Source organism: Streptomyces sp. MMG1121 (assembly GCF_001280015.1).
Classification (GTDB): Bacteria; Actinomycetota; Actinomycetes; order Streptomycetales; family Streptomycetaceae; genus Streptomyces.
Genome location: NZ_LGDV01000051.1, coordinates 122989 through 144327, shown reverse-complemented (window position 1 = coordinate 144327; position 21339 = coordinate 122989). Strand labels below are relative to the sequence as shown.

The following is a 21339-nucleotide window of genomic DNA, read 5'->3' as shown; positions in this document are numbered from 1 at the left end:
ACCACCGGAAACACCGTCCGCACACTCTCGTGCCGCCCCACCACATCACCCACCGCCGCACCCAACGCCACCACATCCAACTCCCCCACCAGACGCAGGACCACCGCAGCGACGGGTGATGTGGAGCGGTCGCCGCCGCTCTCGTCCTGGAACCAGAAGCGTGCCTGGGAGAAAGACAGGGGGATCATGCTGTGCTCGACCTCCGGCGTCGGTGGGCGGCTCGTGTGTGGCTAGGCGGGGGTGATGCGGGTGCGGAGTTCGCCGAGCAGGCGCAGTCCGTCGAGCACGGTCTTGGTGTCGATGCCGAAGTCGATCAGGCAGGCGATCTCGTCGACTCCCGCGGCGCGCGCGTCCTCGACCGTGCGGGCGGCCCGGTCGACGGTGCCGAACAGGCCCCGGTGGTCGAAATAGGTGTCGAAGGAGCGGGTGAGGAGGAAGTCGATGTCCTCCTCGTCCAGGGAGTCCAGGTCGAAGTCGGGGTCGGCTTCGGTGATCGAGCGGGTCACCAGGTGCAGGGAGCTTCGGAGGTAGTCCCGCAGGGGGCCGCGTACGGTGCGGCGGGCCTCGTCCCGTGACTCGGCGAGATAGGTGTGCAGCATGAGCACGACATGGCCGTTCCACCCGGGGTGGGTGCGGTGGGCCGTCTCACGGTATTCGGTGATCTTCTCCGTGAGTTCGTCAAGGCTCTGGTGGAGCAGATGGGTCAGCACTCCGGCCCGGGCGCGGGCCGCGGCGCGGAAGGTGTCCGGTTCGCCGGCGCTGGTCACCCAGACGGGCAGTTCGGGCCGTACGGGGGGCGGGAACACCCGGACCCGGGTGGGCCGGCCGGTGCCGTCGGTGACGTCGAGCGATTCGCCGCGCCACAACCGCCGCACTTCGTCGACGCGTTGGAGCATGACCTGCTTGCGGTCGTCGTACGCGGTCTGTCCGAGGGCGAAGTCGACCGGGTGCCAGCCGGAGGCGAAGGAGATGCCGACGCGTCCGCCGGAGAGGTTGTCCACGACCGACCATTCCTCGGCGATCCGGGCCGGGTGGTGCAGCGGTGCGACGACGCTTCCGGCCCGGATGGCGAGACGGTCGGTGACGGCGGCCAGCGCCGCGCCCGTGACGGCCGGGTTGGGGTAGAGCCCGCCGAAGGGGTGGAAGTGGCGCTCGGGGGTCCATACGGCCCGGAATCCGTTGCGGTCCGCGAACCGGGCTCCCTCCAGCAGGAGTTGGTAGCGGCCGTCGGCGCCGGCAGCGGGCGTGCCGGTGCTGTCGTCGGCGAAGTAGAAGAGGCTGAGGTCCATTGCGGTGGCCCCCGTCGGTCGGGTCGGGTGTCCGGTCCTGGCCCGGACGAGGTCTCAGTCCTGGCGGCGCATGCGTCGCAGGGGTGGTCGGGTGCCGTGGGCGCCGTCCAGCCGGGGGGCGAGGTCCGCCACTGTGGGCGCGTCGAACAGCGTGCCCACCGGCAGGTCGACGCCGAAGGCGGCCCGGATCCGGCTGACCAGGCGCGTCGCCAGCAGCGAGTGACCGCCCAGGTCGAAGAAGTTCTCGTCGGTGCCGACGTCGTCGAGGCCGAGGATGTCCGCGTACATGGCGCACAGTGCCCTCTCCCGTTGCGTGCGCGGTCGGTGCCGGCCCGCCGCGCCGTCCGGCCGTCCGGTGGGCGGGGGCGGCAGTGCGGCACGGTCGGTCTTGCCGTGGGGGGTCAGGGGAAAGCGGTCCAGGACGACGACGGCCGACGGGACCATGTGGTCGGGCAGGGCCGCGGCCACGTGCCGCCGCACCGACGTCCGGATCCGCCGCTCGTCGTCCGCGGTGAGCGGTGTGTTGACATGGCGCGAGAGGTCGGCCTTCCCGGTCTCCCGGACCGGTGGACCGGACAACTCCCCACCATGGACAGAGAATTCGGCATCGAAGTGGGTGTCGCCCGACTCGGCGGACCAGCGCAGGGCGACCCGGTAGCCGAGTGCCTCACCCGCGCCCGCGAACTGCTCGGGGTCGACGGCGTCGTGGCGGGCACGGTCGGCGCCCCGGAGGAAGCCGGTGAGCCGGGCGTTCGGTAGGTCCGTCACCGTGATGCGCGCGGGGCGCCGGGCGCGTACGAGGGCGAAGAAGGCGTCCGTGCCGTGGAGGTCGTGACCCCAGCGCAGCGTCGCCTCCGGTTCGGGTACGGCGGGGACGGGACCGGTGCCCAGCATCACGTCGTAGCGCAGAGCGGTCAGTTCGTTGGCGTCCCGCCCTCGCTTCAGCCGGACGTCGCAGGTGCCGAACCTGCCGGAGGCCGCCGCGTAGGCCGTGAAGTAGCCGGGATCCACGAGGAGTTCGGGGTCGGCCCCCGCACGGCCCGCGATACGGTCGCGCAGCCGGAGGTTCCTGACGTCGCCGACGTAGACCCGGCCGCCGGGGGCCAGGGCGCGGCTCGCGGTGTCGAGCACGCGGGCCAGGTAGTCGCCGCTCGGGAAGTACTGCACGACCGAGTTGAGGACGACCAGGTCGAAGCGGCCCTCGGGGATGCCCGTCGACTCATGGGCGGACTGCTGCCGCAGGACCACCCGGCCGTCCGGCAGCCCCAGCCCGGCGAGTTGGCCGCGCAAGCGGCGGATCGCCTCGGCGGAGAAGTCGAGCCCCCAGTACTCGGTGGCTTCGGGGGCGAGTCGGGCGAGCAGCAGACCGCTGCCCACGCCGATCTCCAGGACGCGGACGGGGGACAGTTCCCTGAGGCGCCGTACGGTGGCGTCGCGCCACTCGCGCATGTCCTTGAGCGGGATGGGGGCGCCGTCGCGGCTGTCGTACCAGCCGGTGAAGTCCTCGCCGAGCGGTGCCGGTTCGGGCCCCCGCGGCGACGCGTACACGGCGTCGTGGATCTGGCGCCAGTCCGCCAGGTGACCACGCTCGCCACCGGTCCCGCCCGCTTCCCGGGTGGGCGGCTCCGGTACGACGTACGCCACGATCCTGCGGTCGCCCGGCTGGTCCTCGCGCAGCACGACCGCCGCCCCGGCCACCCCGTCGGCGGCGGCGACATGTGCCTCGACCTCGCCCGGCTCGATGCGGAACCCGCGTAGGTTGACCTGGTCGTCGGCACGTCCGACGAACTCCAGACGGCCGTCGGCGCCGCGGCGCACCAGGTCTCCGGTGCGGTACATCCGCGCCCCCGCGGGGCCGTACGGGTCGGCGACGAAACGTTGGGCGGTCGGCCCGGGCCGGTCGCGGTAGCCGCGGGCGAGGCCTGCTCCGCCGACGTACAGCTCGCCCGTGACGCCCGTGGGGACCGGGCGCAGCCGTGCGTCGAGGATCGTCACGCGCGTGCCGCGTACCGGCGCGCCGAGGGGCGGGATGCCGTCGTCGGGGATCAAGGCCCCGCTCATCGTGGCGCAGACCGTCGTCTCGGTGGGGCCGTATCCGTTGAGCAGCGTCCGGTCCTTCGCCCAGGCCGTGGCCAGCTCCGCGCCGCATGCCTCGCCCGCGACGACCAGGGTGCCGATGCCGCGCATGGTGTCCGGTGGCAGGACGCCGAGCACGGCGGGCGGCACGGTGAGGTGGCTGATCCGCTGCTCGGCGGCGAGCCGGGCGAGTTCCGGGCCCGGCAGCAGCCGGCGTGCCGGTGCCAGGACGAGGGTGGCCCCGGCCGTGAGGGCCATGCCGGCCTCCCAGACGAAGGCGTCGAAGCCGGGGGAGGCGAACTGCAGGACGCTGTCGGTGGTCCGGACGTTCAGGGTGGCGGCCTGGTGGGCGACGAGGTTGGCGAGCCCGGCCCGGGTGACGGCCACGGGTTTGGGGGTGCCGGTGGAGCCCGAGGTGTAGATGACGTAGGCGAGGTGCGCGGGCCTGACCGGCGTGGTGCGGTCCCGGTCCGTGGGGTCGGTCGCGGGACCGGCGCCCGGGGCGCCTGCGGGTTCGGAGACGTCGATCCGGGTGGGCGCGGCCGTCCCCGGCAGGACGGTGCGGCGGGCGGCCAGCAGGAGCGCCGGGCGTGCGTCGGCGAGGATGGTCGCGATGCGTGCCGCGGGGTAGCCGACGTCCAGGGGCAGGAGTGCCGCGCCCGTCTTCAGTACCGCCAGCAGTGCGACGATCAGCTCCACGGACCGGTCCAGGGCCGCCGCGACCACGTCCTCGGGGCCGACGCCGTACGCGATGAGGCGGTGGGCCAGCTGGTTGGCGCGGGTGTTGAGGTCGCCGTAGGACACCTCCTGGCGGCCGAACCGTACGGCGACGGCGCTCGGTTCTCGCCGTGCCCGTGCCTCGAAGAGCGCGTCGAAGGAGGGTGACGCGGTGGCCGCGGGGCCGGTGAGCAGCGGTGGTCCGTCCTCCTCGGTCAACAGGTCGTACTGCGCGATCCGTCGGTCCGGTTCGGCCGCCGCGCTCTCAAGGACTCTGCGCAGCAGTGCGCTGATCCGGTGTGCGGTGGCGGGTTCGAAGAGGTCGATCGCGTACTCCAGCGTGCCGGTCAGGCCACCGGGTCCGCCGTCGCGGGTTCGGACTTCACCGATCGACAGGGCCAGGTCGAAGCGGGCCCTGTCCCGCTCCACCGGCTGTGCCGTCACCGTCAGCTCGTCGCCGAAGCACCAGTCGGCCTCGGCGTTGTTCTGGAAGGCCAGCAGGACCTGGAAGAGGGGCTGGCGGTCCGCCGTGCGGCGCGGATTCAGCTCCTCGACGAGCGTGTCGAAAGGCAGGTCCTGGTGCGCGGCGGCGGCCGGCCCGCTCTGTCCGACCCGTTCGAGCAGCGCCCGGAAGGTGGGGTCGCCGGAGGTGTCGGTCCGCAGCGGGAGCGTGTTGACGAAGAAACCGACGAGGTCGTCGAGGGCGGGGTCGCCGCGCCCTGCGATGGCCACCCCGAGGGGGATGTCGTGGCCCGCGCCCAGCCGGGTCAGCAGCACGGAGAGTCCGGCGCGCACGACCGTGAAGAGGGTGCATCGGTGGGTGCGGGCCAGGTCGAGGAGGGCCCGGTGCAACTCGGGACCGCAGTCGAACGGCACGGTGGCGCCCCGATGACAGGCCTGCGGGGCGGAGCGCGGTCGGTCGACGGGCAGCCGGAGGCGATCGGGCAGTCCGTCGAGTTCTTCGCGCCAGTAGGCCAGTTGACGGTGGTGCAGGCTGTCCGGGTCGGTCGGCTCGCCCAGCAGCCGACGCTGCCAGAGGGTGTAGTCCGCATACTGCACCGGCAGGGCGGGCCGGTCGGGGGGACGACCCGCGCACCGGGCACGGTAGGCGAGCGCCAGGTCGCGGGCGAGCGGCCGCATCGACCAGCCGTCGCTGGCGATGTGATGGATCACCAGCAGCAGGACGTGGGTGTCGGCGTCGAGGACGAACAGCCTTGCGCGCAGGGGAGGTTCACGTACGAGGTCGAAGGGGCGGCTCGCCTGTTCCCGCAGCACGCCCGGCAGCTCGTCCTCGCCCGTCGCCCGCAGTGGCAGGGGCGGCCGGGCCGCCCCCGGGTCCAGGATGTGCTGGCGGGGTTCGCCTTCGTCGTCGGGGTAGACGGTACGCAGCACCTCGTGGCGTACGACGACGTCGAACAGGGCCGCTTCCAGGGCCCGCCGGTCCAGGGGGCCGGTGAAGCGCAGGGCGACGTGTTCGTTGTAGGCGGCGCCGGGCCCGTGCAGCCGGTCCAGGAACCACAGCCGGCGCTGGGCGTAGGACAGGGGCAGCGGGTACGGGCGGGGCAGCGGCCGTAACGGCGGCCGGGTCCCGGCGGCCTCGGTCAGCCGGCCGGCCAGTGCGGCCGGGGTCGGTGCCTCGAACAGGTCGCGCATGTCCGCCTCGGCGTGCAGTTCGGCGCGGATACGGCCGATGAGGCGCATGGCCAGCAGCGAGTGTCCGCCCAGGTCGAAGAAGCTGTCGTCGGTGCCGACGTCGGCGAGGCCGAGGACATCCGCGTACAGCCGGCACAGCTCTGTCTCGCGGCCGTCGGCCGGGGCACCGCCGTGGCCCGCGCGCGTGTAGTCGGGCGCGGGCAGGGCGGAGCGGTCCACCTTGCCGCCGGGTGCCGTGGGGAAGGCGGCGAGGACGACGACCGCCGAGGGCACCAGGGCCGGAGGCAGCCGGTCCGCGCAGTGCGCCCGCAGTTCCCGGGGATCGGGCGCGGGGGCTCCGGCGACCGCGGTGACGTGGGCGACCACGCGCCGGTCGCCCGGCCGGTCCTCGCGCAGCGTGACGACGGCGCGGGCGACCGAGGGGTGGCCCGCGAGCACGCTCTCGATCTCGCCCGGTTCGATCCGCACGCCGTGCAGCTTGAACTGGTCGTCCACGCGGCCTGCGTAGGCGAGTCGGCCGGATCCGCAACGGCGCACCAGATCGCCGGTGCGGTACATGCGGGAGCCTGCCGGTCCGCCCGGCTCGGCGACGAACCGCTCCGCGGTGCGCCCGGGCCGGCCGGCGTAGCCGAGGGCCACTCCGTCGCCCGCGAGGTACAGCTCGCCGGTCTCCCCCTCGGCGACGGGCCGCAGCCGCCGGTCGAGCACCTGCGCCCGTACGCCGGGCAGGGCCGCGCCGATCACCGGTGCGGGGCCGGTGACGGGCGCGGCCGTGGCGTCGACGGTGCACTCGGCCGGGCCGTAGAGGTTCAGCGCGCTCACCCGGCCGTCGGCGGCGAGCGACGCCAGGTCCGCCCACATCGCGGGCGGCACCGGCTCGCCGCCCAGGTGGAGGCGGAGCGGGGCCTCGCCGGGAAGGCGCCGTACGAGGTGGGGGCGGAGCAGCTCCCACAGGGCCGGGGTGGCGTCGAGGTCGGTGATCCGCGCCCGCCGCAGAAAGCCGGCGAGGCGCTCCGGGTCCTGCCTGGTCGCCTCGTCCGGCACGACCAGCGTGTCTCCCCGGCAGACCCGGAGCAGCTGCTGCACGGAGGCGTCGAAGGACAGGCCCGCGAGCCACGCCACCCGAGCGGGGGCGCACGGCAGACAACCGCCGTTCTCCAGAGCGGCGATGAGATGCCGGACATTGCCGTGCGACACCTGGACCGCCTTGGGGCGACCGGTGGAGCCGGAGGTGTGGACGACGTACGCCACGGCGCCGGCTGCGGGCAACACACCGCGCGCGGGCGGTCGTACGTCACGGCCGGCCTCGGCGGGCGCACCGTGAGCGCGGTGCACGGGGACGGGCGGTCGCGGCTCAGCGTCGGCCCCTGCGAGGGGCCCGCGCGCGGGCCGTCGCACGTCGCGGCGTCCGCCGAGGCCCTCGCCCGCCGGGCAGGGCGCTCGCGCGTCACCGTCGGCTTCGACGACCTCGGCCACCCCCCGTGAGCGGGCGCGCTCCGGCGGCACTCGCGGCTCAGGGGCGATCCCGGCGTGCGCCGGATCCAGGGCGGTCACCACGGTCGCCCCGGCCACCCCGGCCATCCCGGCCATCCCGGCCATCCCGATCGCCTCGATCGCCTCGATCGCCCCGGTCAGCCGGTGCCCGTCGCCGGTCGTGACGAGCACCGCTGCCCCGGCCTCCGCCGCCAGGGCCCGCAGTCGGGCAGCGGGATGCGCGGGATCGAGCAGGGCGAAGGCCGACCCCGCGTGCCAGGCGGCGAGCGGTGCCGCGACCAGGTCGGCGCAGCGCGGCAGGCAGATGCCGGTCACCGTGCCGGGTCCCGCGCCGCGGCGGAGCAGGGCCGTCGCGAGCGTCTCGACGCGGTCGTACAGGGCGGCGAAGGTCAGCTGCCGGTCGGGGGCGGTCACCGCGAGGCGGTCCGGGTGGCGCCGGACGGCGTCCCGCAGGCAGTCCATCGGGTCCGCCGGGCCGTCGGTCATGGGCGTCCTCACGGCGTGTCGGGAGTGGGCGGCCCGCCCGTCGCGGCCGGGGAGTGCCGGTCCATCTCCCTTCTGAGGGAGGCGGGGCGCATGTCGGTCCAGGTGCGGTCGACATAGTCGAGGCATACGGCGCGCGGCGCCGGGCCGTGGCGCGCGGCCCAGCCCGCGGGGACGTCGATGCCCACCGGCCAGAGCGAGTACTGCTCCTCGTCGTTGACCAGAACCAGGAACTCGCCGTCCTCGTCGTCGAAGGGGTTGTCCACCGGTCGTTCTCCTTTCGCCCCGGACTCCCGTCCCGGCTCCGGGCCGTTCTCGCATCCTGGAATTTCAGGGTCCCCGCCAGTAACGTGAACGGCTCTGCCGATCAGCACAGTGGGGGAATCCGACACTCGTCATGGCTGCCGAGCACACGTCGTTCGAGGCCGGCGCGGAGCGCGCCGGGCGGTGGGGCCTCTTCGGGCATCGCACCTTCCGGCTGCTGCTCATCGGCGAGACCACGAGCAAGTTCGGTACGAGCATCACGTCGGTGCTCCTTCCGCTGATCGCGGTCGTGACGCTGGACGCCTCTCCCACCCTGGTCGGGCTGCTGACGGCGGCGCCGTGGCTGCCGTGGCTGGTGGTCGGACTGCCGGCCGGTGCCTGGGTCGACCAGTTGCCCAAGCGCCGGGTGATGCACGTGTGCAACCTGTCGTCGGCGGTGCTGTTCGCGAGTGTGCCGGCCGCCCGGTGGCTGGGTGTGCTGACCATCTGGCACCTCCTCGCGGTGGCACTGCTGACGGGCACGGCCACCGTGTTCTTCTCGACGGCGTACTCCAGTTATCTGCCCTCCCTGGTGGAGAAGTCCGAACTTCTGGAGGGGAACGCGAAGTTGCAGGGCGGGGAACATCTCGCCCGGGTCGCGGGGCCGGGCGCCGGCGGGCTGCTGGCGCAGTTGTCCGGTACGGTACCCGGCCTGTTGCTGGACTCGCTGTCGTTTCTCGTCTCCTCCTGGTGTCTGCGGCGTGTCCGGGCCGAGGAGCCTCCTGCCGTGCGCGGCGGCAGACGGCTGCGGGCACAGATGTCGCAGGGGCTGCGTTTCGTGGCGCACGACCGGCTGCTGCGCGCCGTCATCGCGTTCGGGGCGGCGGCGAACCTGGCTCTGGCGGGATACGAGGCCGTGAACATCGTGTTCCTGGTCCGCGCGGTCGGTCTGGGTCCGGGCTCGGTGGGGCTGCTCAGCTCGTGCGCGGCGGTGGGCGGGGTGCTGGGTGTGCTGTGCGCGGGCCGGCTGGCCCGGCGGCTCGGCACGGCCCGTGCGCTGCTGGCCGCCCAACTCGGTTCCGCTCCTTTCGGATTGCTGATCCCGCTGACCGCGCCGGGCCCCCGGCTCGCGTTCTTCGCGATCGGGTCCACCGTGACGATGGCCGGGCTCGTGGCGTGCAACGTGCTCATCGTGAGCTTCCGTCAGTCGTACTGCCCCGAGGATCTCCTCGGCCGGGTCACCGCGACCGCCCTGCTCATCAACTTCAGCACCGTGCCCGTCGGAGCCGTCGCCGGCGGAGCGCTGGACTCCGTGCTCGGTCCGCGTCCGACCATGTGGCTCGTCAGCGGCGCGCTGGTGGCGGCAGGTCTGCCCCTGCTGTCGGGCTCGCTGCGCGGCCTGCGGGACCTGCCGGCCGCCCCGCCGCTCTGACCTCCACCGCGTCGACATCGTGCGCCTCCCGGGCCTCCCCTCCGTACACCGTCCGCAGCAGCGCGTGGGGTACGGCCATGTCGACCGGGGTCGCCCCGGGCGGTGCCGCTTCGTGCGCCCGCTGGGGTAACAGCAGCAGGCGGGCGGGCAGTTCGGCCGCGAGCAGGTGGGCCACCGGCTCCACGTCCGCCGGATGGGCACCGTCCGGGCCGCCGGCGACGGCGGCGACGACGGGGATCCGGCCGTCGTCGAGGAGGAGGCGCAGCACGCCCGTGTCGGCCACGAGGCCGCCCGATGCCGTAAGGGTCAGCGTGCGCCCGTCCTCGCCCGTGATGCCGACGGCGAGCGGGCCGTGGGCGTTGACGAGGCCGACGAGGCGGCGCTGCACCAGGCCCGCGGCCACCCGGCGCAGCGCGGCGGCCGCGTCCTCACCCGGGTACGGCGAGACCTGCTCGGATCCGGCGTCGTGCACGACGACCGGCCGGGCCCCGCTGTACCGCAGGAACGCCAGGTCCTGGGCGAAGGCCTCGCCGAGCGGGCCCGGGCCGAGCACGGTGCGGCCGGCGACGACGACCACGACGGCGCCGTAGAGCCGTCCGATCCCCGGCAGCGCGCTGACGAGTGCCCGTACGCCGACGGGTACGTCCCGTTCGGCGCCGTCGCGCGCGGCGCCGGACGGGGACGGGGACCGGTTCAGGAGCCGGTCCTGCGGTGGAGTACGCCGTCGCTCCAGATCCGGTCGACCTTGCCCCAGCCCATGGCGGAGGCGACGTCCGGGAAGAAGCCGTGGCCGTTGAGGTTGGCGCTGGTGTTGCACAGGACGGGGATGCCGCTCAGCCGGTGATAGGCCGACAGCACCTGCGCCAGGAGCGGGTCGTCGGCCGCGGAGACCGTCTGGAGTCGTGCCGTGCCGTCGAGGTGGACGACCGCCGGAATCCTGTCGAGCCATGCGGGGCGCACCTCGTGTTCGAAGAGCATGTACGGGTCCGGAGTGCCGGGTGCGAAGACCGCCGGGGCCTCGTCGACGAGGCAGATCGGGGCGACCGGGCGGTAGGGCTCACGGCCCTTGATCCGGTTGAGTTCGTCCTTCATCGCCGCGCTGGTGGGTGCGGCGAGGATGCTGCGGCCGCCGAGTGCCCGCGGCCCCAGTTCGGCGCGCCCGTTCAGGACGACCACGGGCTCGCCCGACTCGTGGAGTTCCTGGGCGAGTTGGGCGGGTGTGCAGGCGGTGGCCGTCCAGCCGTCGGGGGTCTGCGGGGTGGGCTGCAGGTCCGGGCCGAGGCGGACGTGCCAGTCGAGGCGGCGCAGGCCTTCGTGCCGGGCCCTGCCGAGCACGGCGGCGCCGATCGCGGAGCCGGAGTCGTTGGGGAACGGCGGCACCCAGACCTCGCCGAACTCGGGCAGGGAGCGCAGCGCGCTGTTCCACTTGATGTTCAGGGCGCATCCGCCGGCGAAGCAGAGGTTCCAGGGCCCCGCGCCGCGGGCGGTGCGCACCTTGCGGGCGATGCGTTCCAGGAGCAGTTCCTGGAAGAAGGCGTGCACGCTGGCGAGTACGTCCTCGTCGCAGGTCCCCTGCGGCTCCACGCGGTCGCGCACGGCCTGGAAGAAGGCGTGCACCGGTGGTACGGACGGCTCGAAGAGGCTGCCGAAGCCGCCGACCGCGCGCCGGTACTCCACGGACTCGGGCAGGTCGCTCTCGAAGATCCGGTGGAACTCCTCGCGCAGCACGGTGAGGACGTCGTCGCGGTGCTGTCCGAGGGCGATGTACGCCATCAGTTTGCCGGCCACGGAGAGGTCGTCCACGGTGGGCGACTGGACGACCCGGCGGAACGGGCCGAAGTGGTGGCCAGCGATGGCGTAGGCGTGGCCGAGCAGCGGGAAGAGTTCGCCGAGGTTCTCGACGCCGGTCTCGGGGTCCACCCAGTACAGCCGGGGGAAGAGTCCTCCGTCCCAGATGAGGACGAACGACGGTTCGCCGCGTCGGGCGAACGGGCTGGAGCAGTAGGCGCTCGCGAGATGTCCGGCGGCGTGGGCGTAACTGGTGTAGGGGTAGGAGCGGCCTTCCATCGGGAACTCGCCGGAGGCGCCCGGGCCGGCCAGATCGGGACAGGCGGCCGATTCCCGGTAAGGGCCGACCGCGAGCTCGACCGGGAGCGAGGAGCTGAGCAGGGAAACCACTCCGGTGACATCACCGTCCCAGCCGTCCACGACCCATTCGTCGACGTCCTGCGGCTTGTATCCGAAATCGGCGAGGATACCTGGGATCTGGCTGAAGTCGGAGACCGTGCTGTACCTCGCGCCGTTGCCGATCTTTTCCATCTCGACGCTGAAAACGAGCCGGTCGTCGTCGAGCAGGGCCACCGCTCCGTCGTGTGTGAGCTTGAGACCACAGATAATCAACTTCTCACTCCCTGATCACCTTGACACAACAGCCGTGGTTCGCCATCGGTGCCGGCTGCATGGAACTTCTGCCGCACAAACCATTCGCCCCGTATTCCGAGGCGGATGACATGGGGGAGAAAATGCTCGGCCACCCCGGTGCGAACGGCTCGCACCGGGGCACCGAATGCGCTCCGTAAACGCTTTCGGTGAACATATGTGGGTCATTGGGTATCGGTGTCGCCGGACGCGGCTGGGCCGTTGGTCCGGCTCCCCGCGAAACCCAGGCCGAAAGGCTGGTCGGCCGGCATGAGTTCGATCATGTTGATGTTCACGTGCGGCGGCTGGTCCAGGCACCAGGCGACACTCTGCGCCACGTCGTCGGCCGTGAGCGGGGTGAGCCCGGCATAAAGGGCCTCCGCGCGTTCACGGTCGCCTTCGTAACGCACCTCGGCGAACTCCGTCCTCGCCATCCCGGGTGCGATGCAGCTGACCCGGACGCCGGTGCCCTGAAGGTCGACGCGCATGTTCAGGGACAGCTGGTGCACGAACGCCTTGGTGGCACCGTAGACGTTCCCGCCCAGGTAGGGGTACTCGGCGGCGATGGAGCCCACATTGACCACGTGGCCGGCACCGCGGTCGACGAGGCGGGGCAGCACGATCTCGGTCAGGTGCAGCAGACCGGTGATGTTCGTGTCGATCATTTCGCGCCAGTACGTCGAGGAGCCCTGCTGCACGGGGCCGAACCCCTTCGACAGGCCCGCGTTGTTCACGAGCACCGATATATCGCGGTATTCGTCCGGCAGTTCGGAGATTGCACGGTCGAGCGCGGCCCGGTCCCGCACATCGGCGACCACAGGGAGAATGGCTCGATATGGTTCCTCTTCGGCGAGTGTCTTGAGGCGTTCGGCGCGGCGGGCGAGGGCGATGACACGGAACCCTCCGGCCGACAGCACCTGCGCGATCCGCGCACCGAACCCGGACGAGGCGCCAGAAACCAGCGCGATGCCCCGACATTCCCGGTCGTCCGACATATCCCCCCTCGGTCCCCCTGCGGTGGGTCGCAGAGTTTCACGTAGGCGCACACCCCAGGTCAAGGGCGCATTCTTTCACGACCGGCATACGGCGGGTTCCCCGCACAAGTCGGCCGCAGGAGGCAGATTTTGAGTCAAGAGCCCCTCAAGAAATGGCACTGAAGAGCTTCACAACATGACCACCCGTAACTCCTTGCCAGTCAAGCACGCCCCCACACAACGCGACCATGTGACGCACGTCACATGTACGCTCTATGGCGACGCATTGGAGATCATGACTACAGTCGAAAGCTAAGTCCCAGCAATACAGCGCGAAATCCCGAGGCGAATAAGGGCAGATAAGGCGCCCGAAACGCCCAGATCGAAAGCCTTGCGGGAAACGGGGCAGCCCGCCGGCCCCGCTGTGCGGCCGGCGTCCGGGCAACACGATTCCCTCTCCTCAGGCCTGTGCCTCCCCCGACACTGCGGGGCCGACCCGGATTTCGATCACAGCCGCATGAGCCGACCTCCGTTGACCACCGGCCTCGACTCGCAAGGGAACGCAGAGTGCCCGTCATCCGCAAACGCCACCTCCGCGCGTCCGTCGTAGCCCAGCCGCTGCTCCACCGCTGGTACGCCTGGCCCTATCTGCTGGCGCCGCACACCGGGGCGCTCAACCTGCGCGAGCGGCTGCTGCCCATCCTCCGCAACTACCTCATGTCCCCGGCCCTGCACCAGAGTGCCCTCGCCGATCCCGCGCGCTACGGCGGCCCCTTCCTCGATCCGGGCGACGCGGGCCCCGCCGAGGTGGAGGCCCTGCTCGAGGCGACCCTGCGCGCTGCGGCGGCGCGGCTCGCCCTCGCTGACGACATCGACCGGCTGCGCACCCTGCTCGCCGAGCACGCCACGGGCGGCGCCATGGAATCCCTGTACCCGCAGGTGCCCGAATCGCTGCGCGGCTGCGTCGAGTTGGTCTACGACCTGGCCAACCGCCCCGCCTTCCGCTTCTTCGAACCGCTGCTGTACCGCTCCCCCGCGTTCGAGGAGCACGGCCAGACCGTCTCGCTCACCGAGGCCCCGCCCCGCGACCAGCCCTTCGTGTACGGCAGCCCGGTGCTGCCCGGCCCGGGCCGGCTCGACATCGGCGTGCCGTTCTCCGCCGACGTGTGGGACGACGTCTTCGCCGCCCGTCTCCAGCCCGCGGACTGCGGCGAGCTGGCCGAGCGGCTCGGCCTGGACACCGCCGCGACCGCACGCTTCGAGGCGCTCTTCCACGAGCGGCCACCACGCCCGTACGCCACGGTTCCCGGCGGCCAGGTCCGCATGCGCTACTTCGGCCACGCCGCGGTCCTGATCGAGACCTCGGCGGGCTCCGTCCTGCTGGACCCGCTGATCGGCTACTCCGACGACGGGCACGAGCACTTCGCGATGGCGGACCTGCCGCACCACATCGACGCGGTCGTGATCAGCCACTTCCACTCGGACCACTTCTCGCTCGAGACCCTGCTCCAACTGCGCACCCGGATCGGCACGATCGTGGTGCCGCGCGCCTCCGGCGGCACGCTCCAGGACCCCAGCCTCAAGGTGATGCTCCAGGCCCTGGGCTTTCCCCGGGTGGTGGAGCTGGGCGAGCTGGAGACCCATCCGGCGGCCGGGGGACTCGACGTCGTGGCGCTGCCCTTCGTCGGGGAACACGCCGACCTCGACATCCGGACCAAGATGGTCCCGCTGGTGCACGCGCTCGGCCGGTCCTTCATGTTCGCCACCGACATCACCCCGATCGAACCCGCACTCTACGACCGGGTGCGGGACATCGCCGGTGAGGTGGACGCTCTCTTCGTCGGACTGGAGTGCGTCGGCGCGCCCCTGGGCTGGCTCTACGGCCCGCTGATGGAGGTCAAACTGTCCCGCGAGCACAACCGGGCGCGGCGGCTGAAGGGTTCGGACGCGGCGATGGCCGACCGGCTGGCCCAGCAGGTGGGCGCCCGGCATGTGTACGCGTACGCCATGGGGCTCGAACCCTGGCTGAAACACCTGACCGGCTCCGAGTTCGACGCCGAGTCCGAACCGGTCGGGCAGAGCCGTCTGCTGGCGGAGCTGTGCGGGCGCCGCTCGGTGGGCTCGGAACTGCTGTTCCGGCAGGCCGAGCGCGTGTGGCCGGCCGCCGGGCGCCGGTCCTGAGCGCGCCGGAATCGCGCCGATGAGCGACCGTGCCGCCACCGAACGCCGACCGAGCGGGCCTGCGCTGGTGCGCCCGCTGCCCCGGCCCGAGGCACCCTCGGTCCTCTACTGCTTCCCGCACGCCGGGGGCGCGGCCTCGGCCTACCGCGAGTGGCCCGGGGCCCTGCCCGAGCGGGTGGAGGTGGTGGCCGTTCAACTCCCCGGGCGCGAGCACCGGATCGACGAGTCCCCGTGCGTCGATCCGGCCGCGCTCGCGGCGGCCGTCCGCGCGGATGTCGCACGGAGCGGTGTGCGGCCGTACGCCCTCTTCGGACACAGCATGGGTGCCCTGCTCGCCTTCGAGGTGGCGCGTCTGCTGTCCGCCGACGGCGGGCTGCCCGCTCCGGCGCTGCTGGCCGTCTCTGGGCTGGAGCACCCCGGTGCGGGGCGGATCCGCCCGGCGCTGTCCCGGCTGCCCGAGCCCGAACTGGTCGCCTGGGTGGCGGGGTTGGGCGGATCGCCCGCGCAGGCTCTCGTGCACCCCGAGCTGCTGGAGATCCTGTTGCCCGTGCTCCGCGCCGACCTCGGCTGGCTGGAGGACCACGCCTACCGGCCGGGGCCCCGGCTGACGTGTCCGGTGTCGGCGTTCGCGGGCCGGCGGGACGACCGGGTCGCACTGCCCGGCCTGCAGGCCTGGGCCCGGGAGACGACCGAGGCGGCCACCGTACGACGGTACCCGGGCGGCCATTTCTATCTCGCGGAGCAGCTGGCCGCTCTCGGCCGCGACCTGGCGAGCGATCTCGCCGACGCGCCGACCGTGCGCGAGGCGGTCCGGTGAGCGGCGGCCCGGGGGGCTGGCTCGTGGAGTGGCAGCCGCCCGCGACGGCGCGGCTGCTGCTGGTGTGTCTGCCGCACGCGGGTTCTGGGGCCTTCCAGTTCCGCGGCTGGCAGGCCCTGGCCGGTCCCGAGGTCGCCGTGGTGGCCGTACAGCTGCCGGGGCGGGAGAACCGGTGGCGCGAGGAGCCGGCGACGCGCGCCGCCGACGTGGTCGAGGACCTGGCTCCCGCGCTGGCCGCCCGGCTCGACCGTCCGTACCTGGTGTTCGGGCACAGCATGGGCGCCCTGCTCGGATACGAGGCCGCCCGTGCTCTCGGCAACCGGTTCGGGCTGTGGCCGCTCGGTGTCGTCGCGTCCGCGTGCCGTGCGCCGGACGACCAGGGGGAGCCGACCGGGACCGCCGGTCTGAGCGACCGCGAACTGGTCGCCGAGCTGGCCGCGGAGGGGTTCGTGCCCGAGCAGGCCGTGGGCAACGACAAGCTGGTCTCGCTGCTCGCGCGCCCGCTGCGCGCCGATCTCACGCTGTGCGACCGCTACCTGCCGCCGGCCACAGACCCGGTGCTGCCCTGCCCGGTCCACGCCTGGCGCGGCCGGGACGACCTCGGGGTCACGGACGAGCACTCCCGGCGCTGGAGCGCCTGGTCCGCCGCACCGGCCGGCGTACGCCGGTTCACCGGCGGACACCTGTACCACCTCGACCGCCCGGACGAGGTGGTGGACGCGCTGCGCCGTCTCGGCGCGGACGCCCTCACGGCCGTGCCCGATCCCGCGAAGGAGCCCGTCCCGGACTAGCCCCGTCAGCCACCCGGCACTCCGCCGTCCCGTCCCCTGGTCCGCCGTCCCCGCCCGTCCCCGATCCCCGCGCACTTCGAGACACGTCAGAAGGAATCGCGTTGCCGAGGAACAACCCACTGTCAGAGACCGGAGAGCCCGATCTCCGGTCCCCGAGAAACTATCTGCTCTGGCTGCTGCGCCGACAGGCCGGCACGGCAGGGCTCGGCGTGTTCTGGGGCTGCCTGTGGATGGCCAGCATGGGGCTCACGCCTCTGGCCATCGGACGGGCCATCGACGCCATCGCGCGCAAGGACACCGGGGATCTCGTCGGCTGGACCGGCGTCATCCTCGGGCTCGCCCTCGTGACCACCGCGGGCAGCCTGCTGCGGCACCGGTGCGACACCATCGGCCGGCTCAAGGCCACCTACCTGACGATCCGTCTCGTCGCCCGGCAGGCGGTCCGGCTGGGCGTCCGGCTGCGCGACCGCGTGGCCGAGGGCGACGTCGTGACCATCGGCACGGCCGACATCTCCCGGATCGGGGCGCTGCCCGGCGCGGTGGCCCGCGGCATCGGCAGCGCGGTCACCGTCGTCGTGGTGGCCGTCGTGCTGCTGTCCACCTCCCTGTCGCTGGGTCTGCTGGTGCTCATCGGCGTGCCGGTCCTGCTCGCCGGCACCGGTCCGCTGCTCAGCCCGCTGCACAAGCGGGTCGGGCACTACCGCGACCTGGAGGGCGAACTGACCGGGCGGGCCACGGACATCGTGGCCGGGCTGCGGGTCCTGCGCGGCATCGGCGGTGAGCAGGCCTTCGGAGAGCGGTACCGCAAGGACTCCCAACGGCTGAGGCAGGCCGGTGTGGAGGTCGCCAAGGTGGAGTCCGTGCTCCCGGCCGCCGAGGTGCTGCTGCCCGGCGTGTTCGTGGTGGCGGTGGTCTGGGTCGGAGCACGGCTCGCCGTGGGCGGGCACATCTCCGCGGGTGACCTGGTGGCCGCCTACGGCTACGCGGCGTTCCTGATGCTGCCCATGCGCACCGCGACGTCGGCCGTGCAGGTGCTCGTCGCCGCCAACGTGGCCGCCCGGCGCGTCGTACGCGTGCTCGCCGAGCAGCCCGACCCGACCACCGGCACCCGGCCGGCCGAGCTGCCGGACGCGCCCGACCTGGTCGACGCCGTGACCGGTCTGACGGTGCGTCATGGTCGGCTCACCGCTGTCGTGTCCGCCTCCCCCGAGGAGAGCGCCGAGATCGCGGCCCGGCTCGGCCGGTACCGCGAGGGCGAGGTCACCCTCGGCGAGGTACCGCTGGCCGGGCTCCCGGTGGAGCAGGTGCGCCGGCACATCCTGGTGGCGGAGGACGGCGACACGCTCTTCTCGGGCGTGCTGCGCGACGAACTCGCCGACGGCCGCACGGAGGAGGAACTGCGGGCCGCGCTGCACAGCGCCAACGCCGAGGACATCGTGGAGGCCCTGCCCGAGGGGCTGGACAGCGTGGTCGCGGAGCAGGGCGCCACCTTCTCGGGCGGGCAGCGGCAGCGGCTGCGGCTGGCCCGCGCGCTCGTCTCGGACCCGCCGGTGCTCGTCCTGGTCGACCCGGCCAGCGCGGTGGACGCGCTCACCGAGGCGGCCGTCGCCGAGCGCCTGCAACGGGCCAGGCAGGGGCGGACCACGGTGGTGATGAGCACCAGCCCGCTGCTCCTGGACCACGCGGACGAGGTGGCCTTCGTCGTCGACGGCAAGGTCATCGCCACCGGCACGCACCGCGAACTCGCCGCCCGGAGCCCCCAGTACGCCGCCACCGTCATGCGGGACGGAACATGACCGACCGCGTCCTTCTCCGATCGATCGCCGTCCCGCGAAGGAGTGCCCAGTGAGTCTCCCGGTCGCCGACGCGCCAGAAGTGCGCCGTCATGTCCGAGGTCTGGTCCGGGGCCATTCCGGCCTGCTCGGCCGCACGGTCCTCTGGTTCGTCCTCGCCACCGCGTGCGGGCTGGTCGTGCCTGCGCTGCTCGGCCATCTCGTGGAGGAGGTGGAGAAGGGCATCTCCACCACCCGGGTGGACGTCATCGTCGTGGTGATCGCCGGACTGCTGCTGGCCCAGGGCGTGTTCACCCGAACCGCAAGGCTGCTCGGCGCCCGGCTCGGCGAACAGGTGCTGGCCGACATCCGCGAGGGCTTCGTCCGCCGGATCCTGGCGCTGCCGCTGTCGGCCGTCGAGAAGGCGGGCACCGGTGACCTGCTCACCCGCAGCACCCGGGACGTGGACGCCCTGTCCAACGCCGTACGGATGGGCGCCCCGTCGATTCTCGTGGCCGGTCTGTCGGTCCTGCTCACCTTCGTCGCACTGCTGGTGACCAGCCCGCTGATGGCGCTGCCCTGCCTGGTGGCCGTGCCGGTGATCTGGGGGTCGACGCGCTGGTACCTCAAGCGCGCGCGGTCCGCCTATCTGAAGGAGGCCGCCAGTTACTCGGACCTGACGCAGGGGCTGGCCGAGACCGTGACGGGCGCGCGTACGGTCGAGGCGCTGGACCTCGCCGAGCGGCGGATCCGGCGGACCGACGAGGACGTGCTGCGCTCCAACGCGGCCGAGCGCGGCACGCTCTTCCTGCGCAGCGTGTGGTTCCCCCTGATGGACTTCGGCTACATCCTGCCGGTGGCCTCCACCCTGCTGTGCGGAGGCCTGTTCTACATCCACGGCTGGGTGAGCCTCGGGGAGGTCACCGCGGCGGCGCTCTACACCCGCGCGGTGATCGACCCGCTGGACGAACTGCTCGGCTGGCTGGACGAGTTGCAGGTGGGCGACGCCTCGCTGGCCCGGCTCATCGGGGTGGGCGCCGCCGTGCCCGAGAGCGCCGGCGGCGGGCGCCGGCCCGAAGACCGGCGGATCGCCGCGGACGGGGTCAGCTACGCCTACCGCGAGGGCCACGACGTCGTACGCGACGTGACACTGCGGGTGCGGGCCGGGGAGCGGGTGGCCGTCGTCGGCCCCTCCGGAGCGGGCAAGTCGACGCTGGGCCGGATCCTCGCCGGGATCCACGCGCCGCACCACGGCTCGGTCACCATCGGGGACGTACCTGTGGGTGAACTGCCCCTGGAGGAGCTGCGCCGGCACGTCGCGCTGGTCACCCAGGAGCACCATGTGTTCCTGGGGACGGTGCGCGACAACGTGACGCTGGCGGATCCCGAGGCGGCGGACGAGCGGGTGTGGGCCGCGCTCGAGGCGGTGGACGCCGGGGACTGGGTGCGCGAGCTGCCCGACGGGCTCGGCACCGAGCTGGGCTCCGGCGGCCACGAGGTCTCCCCCGGCCAGGCGCAGCAACTGGCGCTCGCCCGGCTGGTCCTCGCCGATCCGCACACGCTGGTGCTCGACGAGGCCACCTCGCTGCTGGATCCCCGGGCGGCCCGGCATCTGGAGCGTTCCCTGGCCGCCGTGCTGCGCGGCCGTACCGTCATCGCCATCGCCCACCGGCTGCACACCGCGCACGACGCCGACACGGTGCTCGTCATGGAGGACGGGCGGATCACGGAGCGCGGCAGCCATGACGACCTGGTCCGTGCCGGTGGCTCCTACGCCGCGCTGTGGGACTCCTGGCACGGTCCGACGGCCGACGCCGCGGCCACCTGAGCGCGGCCGGTTCACCCGAAGAGTGCCGGGCCGCCGGCGGAGAGCCCTCCGGAAGCGGGACACGAGGCATCAGGAGAGTGACGTGAAACCGGAACCCACCCATGTAGTCGATGCCGCGGCCGTCGCCACGGTCGTCAGCGAGGTCGGTCTCGGCCGGCTGTACGACCTGGTGATCGAGCGGCTGACCGGGGTGCTCGCCTCGGCCGGACCCGCTCCCGCCGAGATGAAGGCGCGTGACGGATTCCTGCTCACCGCGCCCCGGCTGGGTCTGCTGGAATGGATGCCGGCCGTCCGCCACGGAGCGACCGTGTCCATGAAGATGGTCGGCTATCACCCGCACAATCCGGTCAAGAACCAACTGCCCACGATTCTCTCGACGTTGCTCGCCTTCGACGTCGACTCCGGTCATCTGCGCGCGATCGTGGACGGTACGTTCGCCACGGCCGTGCGGACCGGGGCCGCGTCGGCCCTGGCCACGCGCGCACTGGCCCGGCCCGGCAGCGGCGTGCTCGGGCTCGTCGGCTGCGGCGCCCAGGCGGTCACGCAACTGCACGCCCTGGCCCGGGTGCTGCCGCTCACCGAGGTGCTGGTGTGCGACACCGACATCCAGGCCGAGAGCACGTTCGCGGCCAGGGCGCGCGTGCCCGACGGGCTGGTCCGGGTGGCCGACCTGGCGGAGGTGGAGGAGCGCGCCGACGTCCTGTGCACGGCGACCTCCGTCGCCCCCGCGCAGGGACCGGTGATCCAGGGCTCCGCGCTGCGGCCCTGGGTGCACATCAACGCGGTCGGCTCGGACATGCCCGGCAAGACGGAACTGCCGCTGGACCTGTTACGGGACGCGGTCGTCGTCCCGGACCACCGCGAGCAGGCGATGGCCGAGGGCGAGTGCCAGCGGCTCGCCCCGGCCGGGATCGGCCCCTCGCTCCCGGAGCTGCTGGGCGATCCCGACCGGCAGCGGGAGCTGCGCGGCGGCCGTACCGTCTACGACTCGACCGGGCTGGCGCTCCAGGACCTCGTGATGGTCGAGCTGCTGGAGGAACTGGCCCTCCAGGTGGGGGCCGGACACCGGCTCGTCATCGAGGCGACCGCCCACGACCCACAGGACCCCTACTCGTTCCTGCCCGAATCGGTCGCGCGGGCGTCCTGGCCCGCGCAGGAGGTGTGACCCCCC

14 protein-coding genes are annotated in these 21339 nt (G+C 73.0%); 7 read left to right on the top strand and 7 right to left on the bottom strand.

The genetic code is table 11. The features are described from left to right. From ADK64_RS07270 to ADK64_RS07255, 4 genes are all read right to left on the bottom strand, one after another. On the bottom strand, positions 1-188 hold a 188-nt coding region (locus ADK64_RS07270; protein ID WP_053656245.1), incomplete at its 3' end, for a hypothetical protein. 42 nt (positions 189-230) lie between these two features. After that, positions 231-1289: a MupA/Atu3671 family FMN-dependent luciferase-like monooxygenase gene (locus ADK64_RS07265; protein ID WP_053656243.1), complete on the bottom strand. Its 1059-nt coding sequence runs from the start codon at positions 1287-1289 to the stop codon at positions 231-233. Between the two features lie 54 nt (positions 1290-1343). Continuing rightward, complete coding sequence (locus tag ADK64_RS07260; protein ID WP_053656241.1) at positions 1344-7715, bottom strand: non-ribosomal peptide synthetase; 6372 nt, start codon at positions 7713-7715, stop codon at positions 1344-1346. An 8-nt stretch (positions 7716-7723) separates the two neighbouring features. Continuing rightward, positions 7724-7978, bottom strand: coding sequence for an MbtH family protein (locus tag ADK64_RS07255; protein ID WP_053656239.1), 255 nt, complete (start codon positions 7976-7978; stop codon positions 7724-7726). A 131-nt stretch (positions 7979-8109) separates the two neighbouring features. Here ADK64_RS07255 and ADK64_RS07250 point away from each other — a divergent pair, with 131 nt between their 5' ends. Next, positions 8110-9387, top strand: coding sequence for an MFS transporter (locus ADK64_RS07250; protein ID WP_053656237.1), 1278 nt, complete (start codon positions 8110-8112; stop codon positions 9385-9387). Here ADK64_RS07250 and ADK64_RS07245 read toward each other — a convergent pair. From ADK64_RS07245 to ADK64_RS07235, 3 genes are all read right to left on the bottom strand, one after another. Beyond that, positions 9299-9964 (bottom strand): hypothetical protein, encoded by a 666-nt coding sequence (locus ADK64_RS07245; protein ID WP_053656235.1) that lies wholly within the window; start codon positions 9962-9964, stop codon positions 9299-9301. The two genes, ADK64_RS07250 and ADK64_RS07245, sit on opposite strands and share 89 nt — an antisense overlap. A 116-nt stretch (positions 9965-10080) precedes the next feature. Continuing rightward, positions 10081-11787 carry a carbamoyltransferase N-terminal domain-containing protein gene (locus ADK64_RS07240; RefSeq protein ID WP_053656233.1) on the bottom strand — a complete coding sequence of 569 codons (1707 nt, stop codon included), beginning with the start codon at positions 11785-11787 and terminating at the stop codon, positions 10081-10083. Positions 11788-11990: 203 nt separating this feature from the next. After that, entirely contained in the window at positions 11991-12863 is an 873-nt protein-coding gene (locus ADK64_RS07235; protein ID WP_234384480.1) for an SDR family NAD(P)-dependent oxidoreductase, read from the bottom strand. A 483-nt stretch (positions 12864-13346) separates the two neighbouring features. Here ADK64_RS07235 and ADK64_RS07230 point away from each other — a divergent pair, with 483 nt between their 5' ends. The 6 genes from ADK64_RS07230 to ADK64_RS07205 all read left to right on the top strand — a co-directional run bounded on the left by ADK64_RS07230 (position 13347) and on the right by ADK64_RS07205 (position 21333). Continuing rightward, a complete protein-coding gene (locus tag ADK64_RS07230) occupies positions 13347-14960 on the top strand; it encodes an MBL fold metallo-hydrolase (RefSeq protein WP_063789867.1) in 1614 nt (537 codons plus the stop codon). Positions 14961-14979: 19 nt separating this feature from the next. After that, entirely contained in the window at positions 14980-15777 is a 798-nt protein-coding gene (locus ADK64_RS07225) for a thioesterase II family protein (protein ID WP_053656229.1), read from the top strand. Beyond that, entirely contained in the window at positions 15774-16568 is a 795-nt protein-coding gene (locus tag ADK64_RS07220; protein ID WP_053656227.1) for a thioesterase II family protein, read from the top strand. Before ADK64_RS07225 ends, ADK64_RS07220 begins: the two co-directional genes overlap by 4 nt. Positions 16569-16807: 239 nt before the next feature. Next, positions 16808-18364 (top strand): ABC transporter transmembrane domain-containing protein, encoded by a 1557-nt coding sequence (locus tag ADK64_RS07215; RefSeq protein ID WP_234384479.1) that lies wholly within the window; start codon positions 16808-16810, stop codon positions 18362-18364. 49 nt (positions 18365-18413) lie between these two features. Then, positions 18414-20168, top strand: a complete 1755-nt coding sequence (locus ADK64_RS07210; RefSeq protein WP_053656223.1) for an ABC transporter ATP-binding protein — start codon at positions 18414-18416, stop codon at positions 20166-20168. 82 nt (positions 20169-20250) lie between these two features. Continuing rightward, a complete protein-coding gene (locus tag ADK64_RS07205; protein ID WP_053656221.1) occupies positions 20251-21333 on the top strand; it encodes an ornithine cyclodeaminase family protein in 1083 nt (360 codons plus the stop codon). The last annotated feature ends 6 nt before the right edge of the window (positions 21334-21339 follow it).